Source organism: Pseudomonas lalkuanensis, assembly GCF_008807375.1.
GTDB lineage: Bacteria > Pseudomonadota > Gammaproteobacteria > Pseudomonadales > Pseudomonadaceae > Metapseudomonas > Metapseudomonas lalkuanensis.
On sequence record NZ_CP043311.1, the window covers coordinates 2,122,073 to 2,135,273 of the forward strand.

Consider the following 13,201-nt stretch of genomic DNA (forward strand, 5'->3'; position numbering starts at 1 on the left):
GATGTTCAGACCTCTCCCGATCTTCATCGGCACGCGCTATACGCGCGCCAAGCGCCGTAACCACTACATATCGTTCATCTCGCTGACTTCGATGATCGGCCTGGCGCTGGGCGTGCTGGCCATGATCGTGGTGCTCTCGGTGATGAACGGTTTCCAGAAGGAAATGCGCTCGCGCATTCTCGGCATGGTGTCCCATGCCACCCTGAGCGCCGATCAGCCCCTGGATGACTGGCGCCGTGTGGCCGACGCCGCGATGAAGCACCCGGAGGTAGTAGGGGCGGTGCCCTTCGCCGAGCTGGAGGGCATGCTCTCGTTCAAGGGCATGATGCAGCCGGTTCAGATCAACGGCATCGATCCCCGTGAAGAAACCAGGGTCTCCATCATCGGCAAGCACATGGTGCAGGGTGACCTGGATGCGTTGAAGCCGGGAGAGTCCGGCATCGTCATCGGCGAGATCACCGCGAGGCGCTTCCGCCTCAACGTCGGCGACAAGCTGACCCTGATCGTCCCCGAGGTGAGCAGCGCCCCGGGCGGCATCACCCCGCGCATGCAGCGCTTCAATGTGGTTGGCGTGTTCAAGGTTGGCGCCGAACTGGATAGCACACTGGCACTGATCAACATCGCCGATGCCTCTGTCATCCAGCGCCTGCCGGAAGGCCAGGTGCAGAGTGTGCGCATCGCGCTGAAGGACCTGTTCCAGGCGCCGGAAGTGTCGAAGCAGCTCGTTTCCGAGCTGGGGCAGGGCTATCGCGCCGACGACTGGACCCATACCCAGGGCAGCCTGTTCAGTGCCATGAAAATGGAGAAGACCATGATTGGTCTCCTTCTGCTGCTGATCGTGGCCGTGGCGGCGTTCAACATCATCGCCACGCTGATCATGGTGGTCGCCGACAAGCGCGCGGATATCGCCATCCTCCGCACCCTCGGGGCCACGCCCAGGCAGATCATGGCGGTGTTCATGGTGCAGGGCAGTGTGATCGGCTTCGTCGGCACCCTGATCGGTACCGTGCTGGGCATCATCACTGCGCTCAACGTCAGCCAGTGGATCGCCGCCCTTGAGCGCGCCAGCGGCAGGCAGATCTTCAGCTCCGACGTCTACTTCGTCAGCTACCTGCCCTCCGAACTGCAGCTGGGTGACGTGGTGCTGATCTGCACGGCAGCGTTGGTCTTGAGCTTCCTCGCCACTATCTACCCGGCCTGGCGCGCGGCCCAGACCCAGCCGGCCGAAGCCCTGCGCTACGAGTAACCGGTCGCGCTCTGCAAATGAAAACGCCGCATCAGATGCGGCGTTCTTCTTTCCTGGTGCGACGACGTCGATGGGAAGGGCGCGCTGTGTGCGCCGGCGTTTGGCGACGTATCAGTCCGTGAACTTGCTCAGCGGCTGACTTCCCGGCGCGCCTTCTGGCGTTTGCGCCAGCTGTGGCCGACCCACCAGCGCCAATAAAGCATGGTCAGCATGTAGGCGAGCGCCCCGACCAGCACGCCACAGACCAGTGATCCTAGGAGAAACGGCTGCCAGAGCGTGGAAAGTTCCTGGGTGATCCATTCCCAGGTCAGTTCATCGGGGAGCGCGCGCGGAGATATCTGCATGATCCAGGCCCCCATCTTGTAGGTGCAGTAGAAAACCGGCGGCATGGTGATGGGGTTGGTCAGCCAGACCAGGCCCACGGAGATGGGCAGGTTGGCGCGCACCATGATGGCCAGGCCGGCGGCCAGCAGCATCTGCATGGGGATCGGCACGAACGCGGCGAACAGGCCCATGGCCATGGCGCGGGCGACCGAGTGGCGATTGAGGTGCCAGAGGTTCGGATCATGGATCAGGGTGCCGAGAAAACGCAGGGATTTGTGTTCCCTGATGGTGTCCGGATTCGGCATGTAGCGTTTGAAGATGCGACGCGGCATGGGCGGTCTCTGGCGGACGGAAGCGCCGGGTATTATGCACACCCGGAAATGACATCGCCGGGTCAGTTTGTGTCGGCAAGTGTAAGGGGATTTGCGCGGCTTGCATCGGCCAGCGCTGGGCGGCACAGGACGTTGCCGCGCTTGCCGTCCCAGGGAAAGGGAGTCGGATATCCATGGTCTCGGGCCTGGCCGCCTTTGCTGTCGGCCTTCTTCTTTTGCGCTGGATGCCCATCCTGCCGCCTGTCTGGTGGCTCTATCTCCAGCTGATTCTCGGCTTGCTGCTGTTGGGCTCGCGGGCCTGGCGAATCGGGCTGTTCCTGCTCGGGATCGGCTGGGCCTGCCTGAGCGCCCAATGGGCGCTGGATGACCGCCTGGAGCTGCGTCTGGACGGTCAGGTCCGCTGGCTGGAGGGGAGGGTGGTCGGCTTGCCGAGCAGGGCAGATGGTGTGGTGCGATTCGAGTTGGAGGATATTCATGCACCTCGTGCGCAGTTGCCCCAGCGCCTGCGGCTGTCCTGGCACGACGGACCGCGGGTACTGGCAGGAGAGCGTTGGCGCCTGGCGGTGCGCCTCAAGCGGCCGCGCGGTCTCGCAAATCCGGCGACCTTCGATTTCGAAGCCTGGCTGCTGGCAAGGCGCATCGGTGCGACCGGCTCGGTAAAGGCGGGTGAGCGCCTGTCTCCGGCCAGCGGTCCGGTTGCCTGGCGCGACCAGTTGCGCCAACGCCTGCTCCAGGTGGACGCATGGGACCGGGCCGGCGGGCTCGCCGCGCTGGTGCTGGGCGATGGCTCCGGCCTGCAGGATCGGGACTGGCGCCTGCTGCAAGACACTGGTACCACGCACCTGATGGTGATCTCCGGGCAGCACATCACCCTGTTCGCCGGCGTGCTCTACGGCCTTGTAGCGGTTCTCGCGCGATTGGGGCTCTGGCCAAGGCGCTTGCCCTGGTTGCCCTGGGCGTGCGCCATGGCCTTCATTGGTGGGCTCGGTTACGGAATCCTGGCGGGGTTCGACGTGCCGGTCAGAAGGGCCTGCGTGATGCTGGCGGTGGTCCTGCTTTGGCGTCTGCGCTTTCGCCACCTGGGGTTCCTCACTCCCTTGCTGGCCGCGCTCTGCGTTGTGCTGGTGGTCGAGCCCCTGGTGGTCCTGCAGACCGGTTTCTGGTTGTCTTTCGGCGCAGTGGCGTTGCTGGTCCTGGCTTTCGCCGGACGTCTGGGTGCCTGGCGCTGGTGGATGACCTGGTGGCGCGCCCAATGGGTGATGGGTCTCGGCCTTGCGCCGCTGCTGCTGGCCCTGGCGTTGCCCATCAGTCTCAGCGGCCCCGTGGCCAACCTGGTGGCGGTGCCCTGGGTCAGTCTGGTGGTGCTGCCGCTGGCCCTGTTGGGGGCCGCCACACTGGGCATTCCGTGGTTGGGAGAAGCGTTGCTATGGCTGGCCGGAGGTGCGCTGGAACTGCTGTTCCAGGTGCTGGCCTGGACGTCTGCGCAGCTGCCTGCGTGGATACCCGTACAGCTCCCGGTGTGGGCCTGGTCGCTGGGTGCGATGGGTGTCCTTCTGCTGATAGCGCCGGCTGGCGTGCCGTTTCGCGCACTCGGCCTGGCGTTGCTGGTGCCGGCGCTTTTCCCGCCACAGCAGCGCTTAGGACCCGGTCAGGCCGAGGTGCGGGTGCTGGATGTCGGGCAGGGGCTTTCAGTGCTGGTGCGTACCCGCGAGCACGCGTTGCTCTATGACGCCGGACCGCGCCGGGGCGACTTCGATATCGGCGAACGGGTGGTGGTCCCCACCCTGCGAGGCCTTGGCGTATCCCGGCTCGGCCTGATGCTGATCAGCCATGCCGATTCGGACCACGCCGGTGGGGCTCTGGCGGTTCGACGCGGATTGACCGTGGATCGGGTACTCAGCGGCGAGCCCGAACGCCTTGCGCCAGATCTTGAAGCAGAGCCCTGCGCGGCGGGCGCGGCCTGGTCCTGGGACGGCGTGGATTTCCTGGTCTGGCAGCCGCCGCCGGGTGGCGACAGCAATGACAGCTCCTGCGTGCTGGTCGTCGAAGCCGCCGGCGAGCGCATACTGCTCAGCGGCGATCTGGGCGTTAGAGGGGAGGCAGCCTGGATCGCCAGCGGCCAGCCGCTCGCGGCGCGCTGGCTGGTGGCCGGGCACCATGGCAGCCGGACTTCTTCCAGCGCCGCTTTCCTGCGCGCCGTGAAACCGGAGAAGGTGCTGATTTCCCGCGGTCATCTGAATGCCTATGGCCACCCGCATCCGTTGGTCGCATCGCGAATCCGCGCGCTGCCCGCGGAAATCCACGACACGGCGGAGCAGGGCCACCTGTTGCTGCGTCTTGGCGCTTTTGGCGAGCCGGAAGTCGAGCGAGAAAAGTCCGTGTTCTGGAGGGAAAAATGAGAACGGCGGCGGTCGGCGAGGGCCTGACCCTATGCTAGAGTGGCGCCACTTTTCCGAAGGGGATTTCCTACCGTGTGGGAGTTGGTCAAAGCCGGTGGCTGGATGATGCTGCCGATCATTCTATGTTCCATCGCCGCCACCGCGATCATCGCTGAACGTCTGTGGACTCTGCGTATCAGCCGGGTTTCTCCGCCGCACCTGCTTGGCCAGGTCTGGCGTCAGATCAAGGACAAGCAACTCAACAGCCAGAAGCTCAAGGATCTGCGCGCCTCTTCGCCGCTGGGTGAAGTGCTGGCAGCGGGCCTGGCCAACTCCAAGCATGGTCGCGAGATCATGAAGGAGTGCATCGAGGAAGCCGCCAGCCGCGTGATTCATGAGCTGGAGCGTTACCTCAACGCCCTCGGCACCATCGCGGCCATGGCGCCGCTGCTCGGCCTGCTGGGTACGGTGTTCGGCATGATCGAGATCTTCGGCGGCTTCATGGAGAACGGCATGGCCAATGCGCCGATCCTGGCCGGCGGTATCGCCAAGGCCCTGGTGACCACCGCGGCGGGCCTGATCGTGGCCATCCCGGCGGTATTCTTCCACCGCTACCTGCTGCGTCGTGTCGACGAGCTGGTGGTGGCCATGGAACAGGAGGCGATCAAGCTGGTGGAAGTGGTCCAGGGTGATCGCGAGGTCGACTTCGCAGAGGAAGCCAAAGCGTGAAGTTCCGCCGCAGGGCGGGCAATGTCGCCCGCGAGGAGGTCTTCCTCAACCTCACTTCGTTGATCGACGTGATCTTCGTGCTGTTGCTGTTCTTCGTCGTGACCACCACTTTCAGCAAGCCGAGCCAGTTGAAGATCGAGCTGCCTGAAGCGGTGAGCGGCACCTCGCCCGAGGAAACCCAGCTGAAGACCCTGGAGCTGAGCATTGCTGCAGATGGCCAGTATTCGCTCAATGGCCAGAACCTGGTCAAAAGCGACCTGGCCACGCTGATCTCGGCCCTGGGGCGCGAGTCGGAAGGCGATAACAGCCTTCCGCTGGTGATCACCGCTGACGCCCGCACCACCCATCAATCGGTGATCACTGCCATGGACGCCGCCGGCAAGCTCGGCTTCAGTCACTTGCGCATGACCACCATCGAGTCCGACCCGGCCAAGAAGCCCTGATGGCCTTCTCCGACCGTTTGCTGGACGCCTGGTACCGAGGCCATCCGGCCCTGGGTCTGCTTGCTCCGCTGGAGTGGCTCTATCGCCGGGTGGCAGCGCGCAAGCGCGCGACCTTTCTCTCGGGTCAGGGCAACAGCTACCGCCCTCCCGTCCCCCTGATCGTTGTCGGCAACATCACCGTTGGCGGCACCGGCAAGACACCAATGATCCTCTGGCTGATCGAACACTGCCGGGCACGCGGGCTGCGTGTCGGTGTGGTCAGTCGTGGCTATGGCGCCAAACCGCCGCAGTTGCCCTGGCGGGTGCGCGCGGAGCAGGGCGCCGAGCTGGCCGGCGACGAGCCTCTGCTGATCGTCCAGCGCAGCGGCGTTCCACTGATGATCGATCCGGACCGATCGCGCGCGGTGAAGGCCCTGCTGGACCAGGAAGAGCTGGACCTCATCCTCAGCGATGACGGCCTGCAGCATTACCGTCTGGGGCGCGACCTGGAGCTGGTTCTCATCGATGCGGCCCGCGGGCTCGGCAATCGCCGCTGCCTGCCTGCCGGCCCCCTGCGTGAGCCTCCGGAGCGCCTGGATTCGGTGGATGCCGTGCTGCGCAACGGCGCCGGTGCCGATTCCTCCGAAGGTTTCGCCTTCAAGCTGCGGCCGAGCGTATTGGTCAACCTCAAGAGCGGCGAGCGGGTGGGGTTGGCGCATTTCCCTGCGGCCCAGGCCGTGCACGCGGTGGCCGGCATCGGCAACCCCCAGCGTTTCTTCAGGACTCTGGAGGCGCTAAACTGGCGCCCGATTCCGCACCCCTTCGCCGATCACGCGGTCTATAGCCCGGAAGCCCTGGATTTCACCCCGCCGCTACCGCTGCTGATGACCGAGAAGGATGCGGTGAAGTGCCGGGCTTTCGCCGCTGCCGACTGGTGGTACCTGGCGGTCGATGCCGATCCGTCTCCAGCCTTCGTCGCCTGGTTCGACGGACAACTGGCCCGCCTGCTGCCGAACCACTTCTAACCCAGGTAGCCCTTGGGCTGCCGTCTCAAGGATTCACTCATGGACCCGAAACTCCTCGACATCCTCGCCTGTCCCCTGTGCAAGGGCCCGCTGAAGCTGGCCGACGACAAGAGCGAACTCATCTGCAAGGCCGATGCCCTGGCCTTCCCGGTGCGCGACGGCATCCCGGTGATGCTGGAAGGTGAAGCCCGCACCCTGAATGTCGACGAGCGGCTGGACAAATGACCCAGGCTTTTACCGTCGTCATTCCTGCCCGCTACGCCTCGACCCGCCTACCCGGCAAGCCGCTGCAGGACATCGCCGGCAAGCCGATGGTCCGGCATGTGTGGGAGCAGGCGCGGCGCAGTGCCGCCCAGCGCGTCGTGGTGGCCACTGATGATGCGCGTATCGTCGAAGCCTGCGGTGCCTTTGGCGCCGAGGTGCTGCTGACCCGTGTGGACCACAATTCCGGTACCGATCGCCTGGCCGAAGTGGCCAGCCAGCTCGGCCTGGCCAGCGATGCCATCGTGGTCAACGTGCAGGGTGACGAGCCGCTGATCCCGCCGGCCATCATCGATCAGGTGGCCGCCAACCTCGCCGCTCACCCGGAAGCCGGCATCGCCACCCTGGCCGAGCCGATCGAGGATGTGCAGGCGCTTTTCAATCCCAACGTGGTGAAGGTGGTCGCCGACCTCAATGGCCTGGCGCTGACCTTCAGCCGTGCGCCGTTGCCCTGGGCCCGTGATGCCTTCGCGGTCAGCCGTGACCAGTTGCCAGCGGACGTGCCCTATCGCCGTCATATCGGTATCTATGCCTATCGCGCGGGCTTCCTTCATGACTTCGTCACCTGGGGTCCGTGCTGGCTGGAAAACACCGAGTGCCTGGAGCAGCTGCGTGCGCTCTGGCACGGCGTGCGTATCCATGTGGCTGACGCCCTGGAAGCGCCACCCGCTGGCGTCGATACCCCGGAAGACCTCGAGCGCGTCCGGCGCCTGCTGGGGGCTTGATGCGCGTTCTGTTCGTTTGCCTCGGCAATATCTGCCGTTCGCCCACTGCCGAAGGCGTGCTCCGGCACAAGTTGCGTGAAGCCGGACTGCTCGAGCAGGTGCAGGTGGACTCCGCCGGCACCGGCGACTGGCACGTGGGCAAGGCGCCTGACGCCCGTACCCGCGTGGCAGCCCAGCGTCGCGGCTACGACCTTTCGCAGTTGCGTGCACGGCAGGTGGCTGCGGATGACTTCGCTCGTTTCGACCTGATTCTGGCGATGGACGAGAGCAACCTGTCCAATCTGCGCCGGCTGCGTCCTGGCAGTTCCTCGGCCGAGGTCGACCTGTTCCTGCGCCGCTACCAACTCGCGCTGGATGAGGTGCCGGATCCGTACTATGGCGGCGAGGAAGGCTTCGAGCAGGTACTCGACCTGGTGGAGCAGGCCTGCGATGCGCTGATCCTGGAAATCAAGGGGCGCCTGTGAGCCTGGTCCTGCACGAAAACCTGTCCCTCAAGCCCTACAACACCTTCGGTGTGGACGTGAAGGCGCGCCTGTTCGCCGAAGCCCACGACGATGCCGGGGTGCGTGAAGCCATCGCCCTGGCGGCCCAGCGCGGTCTTCCGCTGCTGGTGATCGGCGGTGGCAGCAATCTGTTGCTGACCCGCGATGTGGATGCGTTGGTGCTTCGCATGGCCAGCCGTGGCATTCGCGTCCTGGCTGACGATGGCGTGAAGGTGCTGCTGGAGGCCGAAGCTGGGGAGCCCTGGCATCCGCTGGTGCTCTGGACCCTGGAGCAGGGCATGGGCGGCTTGGAGAATCTCAGCCTGATTCCCGGCACCGTCGGCGCCGCCCCCATGCAGAACATCGGGGCCTATGGCGTCGAGCTGAAAGACGTGTTCGCCGGGTTGACCGCGCTGGATCGGTTAACTGGCGAGCTGCGTGATTTCGGTCTGCAGGACTGCCAGTTCGCCTATCGCGACAGCCTGTTCAAGCGCGAGGCGGGCCGTTGGCTGATCCTGCGGGTGCGTTTCAACCTGAGCCGCGCCGCGCAGTTGCATCTGGACTATGGTCCGGTGCGCCAACGTCTGCAGGCGGAGGGTATCGATGCGCCGACACCCAGTGATGTCAGTCGCGCCATTTGCGCCATTCGTAGCGAAAAGCTGCCCGACCCCGCTGAACTGGGCAACGCCGGCAGCTTCTTCAAGAATCCGCTGGTCAATGCCGACCTGGCCCAGCGCCTGCGTGGCGAGCATTCCGATCTGGTCGCCTATCCCCAGGCGGACGGGCAGGTGAAACTGGCCGCCGGCTGGCTGATCGAGCGTGCCGGCTGGAAGGGCTTTCGCGAAGGCGATGCCGGCGTGCACCGGCTGCAGGCCCTGGTGCTGGTGAACTACGGCTCGGCCACCGGGAACCAGCTCCATGAGCTGGCCCGACGCATCCAGGCGGATATCGCAATGAAGTTCGGCGTAGAGCTGGAAATGGAACCGAACCTGATCTGAGGCGCGCTTCCCGCAAATGAAAAAACCGGCCACTTGGCCGGTTTTTCTTCTCTCGAATCGGAAAGGCTGCCTTTGAGGCGGTCTCGCCGACGCGCGTCAGGCCCGAGGCGGGCGCTTAGCGGTATTCGCAGAGATAGGCGGTGTCCTGGGCTACTTTCAGCTGGAACTTGCTGTTGGCCGGAACGGTGAACTTGCTGCCGGCGGCAAAGGTTTCCCAGGCGTCGCTGCCCGGCAGTTTCACGGTCAGGGCGCCGGCGATGACGTGCATCACTTCCAGTTGGCTGGTGCCGAACTCGTACTCGCCAGCAGCCATCACGCCGATGGTGGCCGGGCCTTCGCTCATGCCGAAGGCGATGGATTTGACGGTGCCGTCGAAGTATTCGTTGACCTTGAACATGCTGGGCTCCTGGAGGGGGTCTGAAAGGGCCCGACAGTATGCCCAAGGCGGGTTATGCCGTCACTAGGTTCGAGTCTTCAAGTGGGGAGCACCAGAGGCAGCAGGCGCGCGGTGTTGCGGGCATCTTCGAGGGCGCGGTGCTGTTGGCCCTGGAAGTGCAGGCCCGCCAGTTGCAGGGCAGTGTGCAGGCCCACGGCGCGCTTGAGTTGGCGTACTTCGGCGAAGCGTTGCTTGAGATTCAGGTGCGGTACGGCGGCCAGCAGGCTTTCCAGACCGTGCAGGTGCCATTCCTGTTCCAGCTGGTGGCGGTCGTAGTCGCCCCAGCTCGCCCATCCCACCAGGCGCGGGCTGTGATGGCTGAGCCAGCGTTCGAAGGCCTGCCATACCTGAGGCAGGCTCGCAGCGCCGTCCACGTCGGACTGGCTTATGTGGGTTAGCTGGCGGCAGAAGCCTGTCAGGCACGGGCGGCGTGCGGGGCGCACGAAACGCTGGAAATGGTCCACTTCATGGCCATCCGTGCGAACGAGGGTCGCACCGATCTCGATGATTTCCATTTCTTCCAGGGGCCAGCCGCCTTCTTCGGTGGTGGCTTCCAGATCGATGACCAGCCAGTGTGGCATGGAGTTCTCCTTGGCATGGGGCGGTCGAGTCCTGCCCGGAGCGAGTATGGTGGCGCTTTCGCGGGTCGGCAAACTGCGTGTTAGGCTTTTCCGCAGGTCGACGAAGGAGAACAACAATGGCTGAAGTAGCGTTCATCGGTCTGGGGGTAATGGGCTTCAACATGGCCGGGCACCTGGCTTGCGAGGGGCATTCGGTTCGCGTCTACAACCGCACGCCGGGGCGAGTCGCGCTGTGGTGCGACGAGTTCGGCGGTGATGCCTTCGACACGCCGCGTGAGGCGGCGCAAGGGGCGGAATTCGTGATGGTCTGCGTCGGTAATGACGACGATCTGCGGGCAGTGCTGCTGGGGGCGGATGGTGCGTTCGCAGGAATGGCGCCCGGTTCGATCCTGGTGGATCACACCACGGCTTCGGCTGACGTGGCGCGGGAGATGGCCGTCCTGGCCGCCGAGCGTGAGCTGGGCTTCCTCGACGCCCCGGTATCCGGCGGTCAGGCCGGGGCCGAGGCAGGCATGTTGTCGGTGATGGTGGGGGGCGAACAGGCCTTCTACGATCGCGCCGCGCCGGTGATCGACAGCTACGCCAAGATGATCCGCCGCATGGGGCCGGTGGGGAGCGGTCAGCTCACCAAGATGGTCAACCAGATCTGCGTCGGCGGACTGCTGCAGGGACTGGCCGAGGCGTTGCATTTCGCCCAGTGCGCGGGCCTCGATCCTCAAGGCGCCATGGAGGTCATCAGCAAGGGGGCGGCGCAGTCCTGGCAGTTGGAGCATCGCCACCAGACCATGCTGGATGGCAAGTTCGACTTCGGCTTCGCCGTGGACTGGATGCGCAAGGATCTTGGCATCGTGCTGGACGAAGCGGCGCGCAACGGCGCGCAGCTGCCTGTCACAGCGCTGGTGGACCAGTTCTATGCCGAGGTCCAGGCCATGGGTGGCGGGCGTTGGGACACATCAAGCCTGATCGCGCGGTTGAAGAGGCCGATCAGCTCCTGAAGATGAAATAGACCGCGCCCAAGAGGCATAGCCCCGCCCACAGATAGTCCAGCTTCAGTGGTTGTTGCATGTAGAGCACGCTGAACGGGACGAAGATGGCCAGGGTGATCACCTCCTGCATGATCTTCAGCTGGCCGACCGAGAGTTCGGTGTAGCCGATGCGGTTGGCCGGCACCATGATCATGTATTCGAACAGGGCTATTCCCCAGCTGATAAGTGCGGCAATCACCCAGGGCTTGGTGTTGAGGGTCTTGAGATGGCCATACCAGGCGAAGGTCATGAATACGTTGGACAGCGCGAGCAGGGCGGCGGTCTGCATCCATACAGGCATGATGGGGGTGCTCTGAGTCTGGGAGGAGCGCGCAAGCCTAATGGGTGCTGATTCTCAAGGAAAGGGGCGAGCCATGGTCTTCTGGCGTGAATTGGGGTTTGTGGCAATCGTGCTGCTCGGGATGGCGATCGCAGTGCTGCGCGGCATCGATGCCTGGCGCAAGGAGCCCGTGATCGCGACGCTGCATGTGCCGCCCGCGTTCAAGGTGGGGCGGGATTTTGACTTCGGTCGCTATCGGCTGTCGTGGAGCGGTCGGGGCTTTAGCGTCTATCCCCAGGGGCGGCCGGAAAAAGTGCTCTGGGCCGCCGAGGATGGTTTTCTGGCGGCCGGAACGGGGCAGGCGGCACCGGGTCTGCTCGATTCGGGGCGGGAGCTGCATGATCGTCGTGACCGGCTATGCCGCGAGCAGAGCCTGGAAGCCTTCGAGCGCATGGGGGGCAGGCTCACGCTGAAGGGGCAGTTGCGCTGTGCCGATGGGGGCTTGAGCAGTTACGTATTGGCCCTGGAGGATGATGGCGAGCGCGGTCTGGTGCTGGTCGTGTACCTGGGCGATCCGGCGCTGAATCGACTGTACCTGGGCTGGCGCCGCGAGGCGGGGGAGCGGATCTTCGGTTTTGGCGAGGTGTCCGGCATCTATGACATGTCGGGGCGGCGCCTGACGGTGCCGGCGGCCGGCAGTCGACCGGCGGAGGCGGGGGGCTGGAGCACTTCAGCGACTCAGGCCTTTTTCGTGACTTCGCGCCTGCGGGCCTTCCACAGCCAGTCCAGTGCCTATCAGGTATTCGATCTGCGTGATCCTCAACGTGTTGGACTGGAAGTGCATGAGGGGCGGCTCAAGGCGCGCATCTACAAGGGGGACAGCCTCGAAGAGCTGCGTGCCCGGCAATCTTCGGTGTCCGGGGTCGTGTCAACACCGGCTTCGCCCAAGTAAAATGGCGCTTCGTGTCGTCATTCCCGTCGTTCGAGGTTCTTCGCCATGCATTGCCGCCCAGGCTGTGGCGCCTGCTGCATAGCTCCATCCATCAGTTCCCCGCTGCCCGGCATGCCTGAAGGCAAGCCCGCGGGTGAGCGTTGCCTGCATCTGTCCGTGGAGAACCTCTGCCAGCTGTTCGGTGATCCGCGCCGACCGGCGGTCTGTGGCGATTTCGATGCGGACTCCGAGGTCTGTGGAGAGAGTCGCGAAGAGGCCATCCGCCTGCTCGGTTGGCTGGAGCAGGTAACTTCGGCCGCCTAATCAATCTGCCGGCAGGTTGCCGGTACCGCCTGAGCAAGGAGAGATCATGAGAATCAAGGTTGCGGCGCTCTGTGCCCTGGGGCTGCTGGCGGCATCCACCGTCCAGGCCGAGGACTGGAAACTGGCCAAGGATGAGGACGGCATCAAGGTGTTCCTGAGCGAGGTGCCCGGGTCCAGGTACAAGGCCTATCGCGGCGTCGCCACGATGAAGGCCGACATGGCCACCCTGCGTGCGCTGCAGGAAGACGTCGTTGGTTCTTGCGCCTGGATCCACGAGTGCAAGGAGCAGAAGCTGCTCAAGAGTGAAGGGGCGCAGAGCTGGACCTACACCCGCTTCAATACGCCCTGGCCGGTCACTCCGCGCGACTCGGTGTTGCACGTCACCTCCGAGACCGGAGGCGATGGCAGCGTGACGCGCGTTCTGCAGGGCGTGCCCAAATACCTGCCGGAAGCCGATGGCTTCGTGCGGGTGACCGAGGTGCAAGGTTTCTGGAAACTGGTGCCCAAGGGCGCGGGGGAGGTGGAGGTGACCTATCAGGTACACACCGAACCAGGAGGAAGCGTGCCATCCTGGCTGGCGAACAGTTTCGTGGTCGATGCGCCCTTCAATACCCTGAAAGCGATGCGCCAGCGGGCGGAAAAACGCTGAACGCCTAGACGAAGTTGAAATAAAAAAGGCTGCCTATCGGCAGCCTTCTTCAT

At 64.8% G+C, this 13,201-nt stretch carries 17 protein-coding genes; 13 read left to right on the plus strand and 4 right to left on the minus strand.

Going from position 1 to position 13,201, the window contains the following annotated elements:
* The first annotated feature begins 1 nt into the window (after position 1).
* Positions 2-1,246, plus strand: coding sequence for a lipoprotein-releasing ABC transporter permease subunit (locus FXN65_RS09965; protein ID WP_151133037.1), 1,245 nt, complete (start codon positions 2-4; stop codon positions 1,244-1,246).
* Positions 1,247-1,374: 128 nt separating this feature from the next.
* Here FXN65_RS09965 and FXN65_RS09970 read toward each other — a convergent pair whose 3' ends face one another.
* Positions 1,375-1,902 (minus strand): DUF2062 domain-containing protein, encoded by a 528-nt coding sequence (locus FXN65_RS09970; protein ID WP_151133038.1) that lies wholly within the window; start codon positions 1,900-1,902, stop codon positions 1,375-1,377.
* A 173-nt stretch (positions 1,903-2,075) separates the two neighbouring features.
* Here FXN65_RS09970 and FXN65_RS09975 point away from each other — a divergent pair, with 173 nt between their 5' ends.
* From FXN65_RS09975 to murB, 8 genes are all read left to right on the plus strand, one after another.
* The gene (locus tag FXN65_RS09975) at positions 2,076-4,301 is read left to right on the plus strand and encodes a DNA internalization-related competence protein ComEC/Rec2 (RefSeq protein WP_178119296.1); all 2,226 of its coding nucleotides are present in this window, start codon (positions 2,076-2,078) and stop codon (positions 4,299-4,301) included.
* A 72-nt stretch (positions 4,302-4,373) separates the two neighbouring features.
* Positions 4,374-5,009: a MotA/TolQ/ExbB proton channel family protein gene (locus FXN65_RS09980; RefSeq protein ID WP_151133039.1), complete on the plus strand. Its 636-nt coding sequence runs from the start codon at positions 4,374-4,376 to the stop codon at positions 5,007-5,009.
* Entirely contained in the window at positions 5,006-5,452 is a 447-nt protein-coding gene (locus FXN65_RS09985; protein ID WP_151133040.1) for an ExbD/TolR family protein, read from the plus strand. The genes FXN65_RS09980 and FXN65_RS09985 overlap by 4 nt, the downstream gene beginning before the upstream one ends.
* Positions 5,452-6,456 (plus strand): tetraacyldisaccharide 4'-kinase, encoded by a 1,005-nt coding sequence (gene lpxK / locus FXN65_RS09990; protein WP_151133041.1) that lies wholly within the window; start codon positions 5,452-5,454, stop codon positions 6,454-6,456. Before FXN65_RS09985 ends, lpxK begins: the two co-directional genes overlap by 1 nt.
* 39 nt (positions 6,457-6,495) lie before the next feature.
* The gene (locus FXN65_RS09995) at positions 6,496-6,681 is read left to right on the plus strand and encodes a Trm112 family protein (RefSeq protein WP_077525327.1); all 186 of its coding nucleotides are present in this window, start codon (positions 6,496-6,498) and stop codon (positions 6,679-6,681) included.
* Entirely contained in the window at positions 6,678-7,442 is a 765-nt protein-coding gene (gene kdsB / locus FXN65_RS10000; RefSeq protein WP_151133042.1) for a 3-deoxy-manno-octulosonate cytidylyltransferase, read from the plus strand. Before FXN65_RS09995 ends, kdsB begins: the two co-directional genes overlap by 4 nt.
* Positions 7,442-7,906, plus strand: coding sequence for a low molecular weight protein-tyrosine-phosphatase (locus FXN65_RS10005; RefSeq protein WP_151133043.1), 465 nt, complete (start codon positions 7,442-7,444; stop codon positions 7,904-7,906). The genes kdsB and FXN65_RS10005 overlap by 1 nt, the downstream gene beginning before the upstream one ends.
* A complete protein-coding gene (gene murB / locus FXN65_RS10010) occupies positions 7,903-8,922 on the plus strand; it encodes a UDP-N-acetylmuramate dehydrogenase (protein ID WP_151133044.1) in 1,020 nt (339 codons plus the stop codon). The genes FXN65_RS10005 and murB overlap by 4 nt, the downstream gene beginning before the upstream one ends.
* A 115-nt stretch (positions 8,923-9,037) precedes the next feature.
* On the opposite strand, the gene ppnP is transcribed toward murB, so the two are convergent.
* Both ppnP and FXN65_RS10020 read right to left on the minus strand, forming a co-directional pair.
* On the minus strand, positions 9,038-9,319 hold the full coding sequence (ppnP, locus tag FXN65_RS10015; RefSeq protein ID WP_151133045.1) for a pyrimidine/purine nucleoside phosphorylase: 282 nt from the start codon (positions 9,317-9,319) through the stop codon (positions 9,038-9,040).
* Between the two features lie 77 nt (positions 9,320-9,396).
* Positions 9,397-9,939, minus strand: a complete 543-nt coding sequence (locus tag FXN65_RS10020; protein ID WP_151133046.1) for an exonuclease domain-containing protein — start codon at positions 9,937-9,939, stop codon at positions 9,397-9,399.
* A 116-nt stretch (positions 9,940-10,055) separates the two neighbouring features.
* Between FXN65_RS10020 and FXN65_RS10025 the strand changes: the two genes are divergently transcribed.
* A complete protein-coding gene (locus FXN65_RS10025) occupies positions 10,056-10,934 on the plus strand; it encodes an NAD(P)-dependent oxidoreductase (RefSeq protein WP_151133047.1) in 879 nt (292 codons plus the stop codon).
* Here the strand turns inward: FXN65_RS10025 and FXN65_RS10030 are convergent.
* Positions 10,924-11,265, minus strand: coding sequence for a DMT family protein (locus tag FXN65_RS10030; protein ID WP_151133048.1), 342 nt, complete (start codon positions 11,263-11,265; stop codon positions 10,924-10,926). The two genes, FXN65_RS10025 and FXN65_RS10030, sit on opposite strands and share 11 nt — an antisense overlap.
* A gap of 73 nt (positions 11,266-11,338) precedes the next feature.
* Between FXN65_RS10030 and FXN65_RS10035 the strand changes: the two genes are divergently transcribed.
* Genes FXN65_RS10035 through FXN65_RS10045 form a run of 3 tightly spaced genes read left to right on the plus strand, consistent with a single transcriptional unit; the run spans position 11,339 to position 13,148 of the window.
* Positions 11,339-12,196: a hypothetical protein gene (locus FXN65_RS10035; RefSeq protein WP_151133049.1), complete on the plus strand. Its 858-nt coding sequence runs from the start codon at positions 11,339-11,341 to the stop codon at positions 12,194-12,196.
* 45 nt (positions 12,197-12,241) lie between these two features.
* Positions 12,242-12,499: a YkgJ family cysteine cluster protein gene (locus FXN65_RS10040; protein WP_151133050.1), complete on the plus strand. Its 258-nt coding sequence runs from the start codon at positions 12,242-12,244 to the stop codon at positions 12,497-12,499.
* Positions 12,500-12,545: 46 nt separating this feature from the next.
* Entirely contained in the window at positions 12,546-13,148 is a 603-nt protein-coding gene (locus FXN65_RS10045; protein ID WP_151133051.1) for an START domain-containing protein, read from the plus strand.
* The last annotated feature ends 53 nt before the right edge of the window (positions 13,149-13,201 follow it).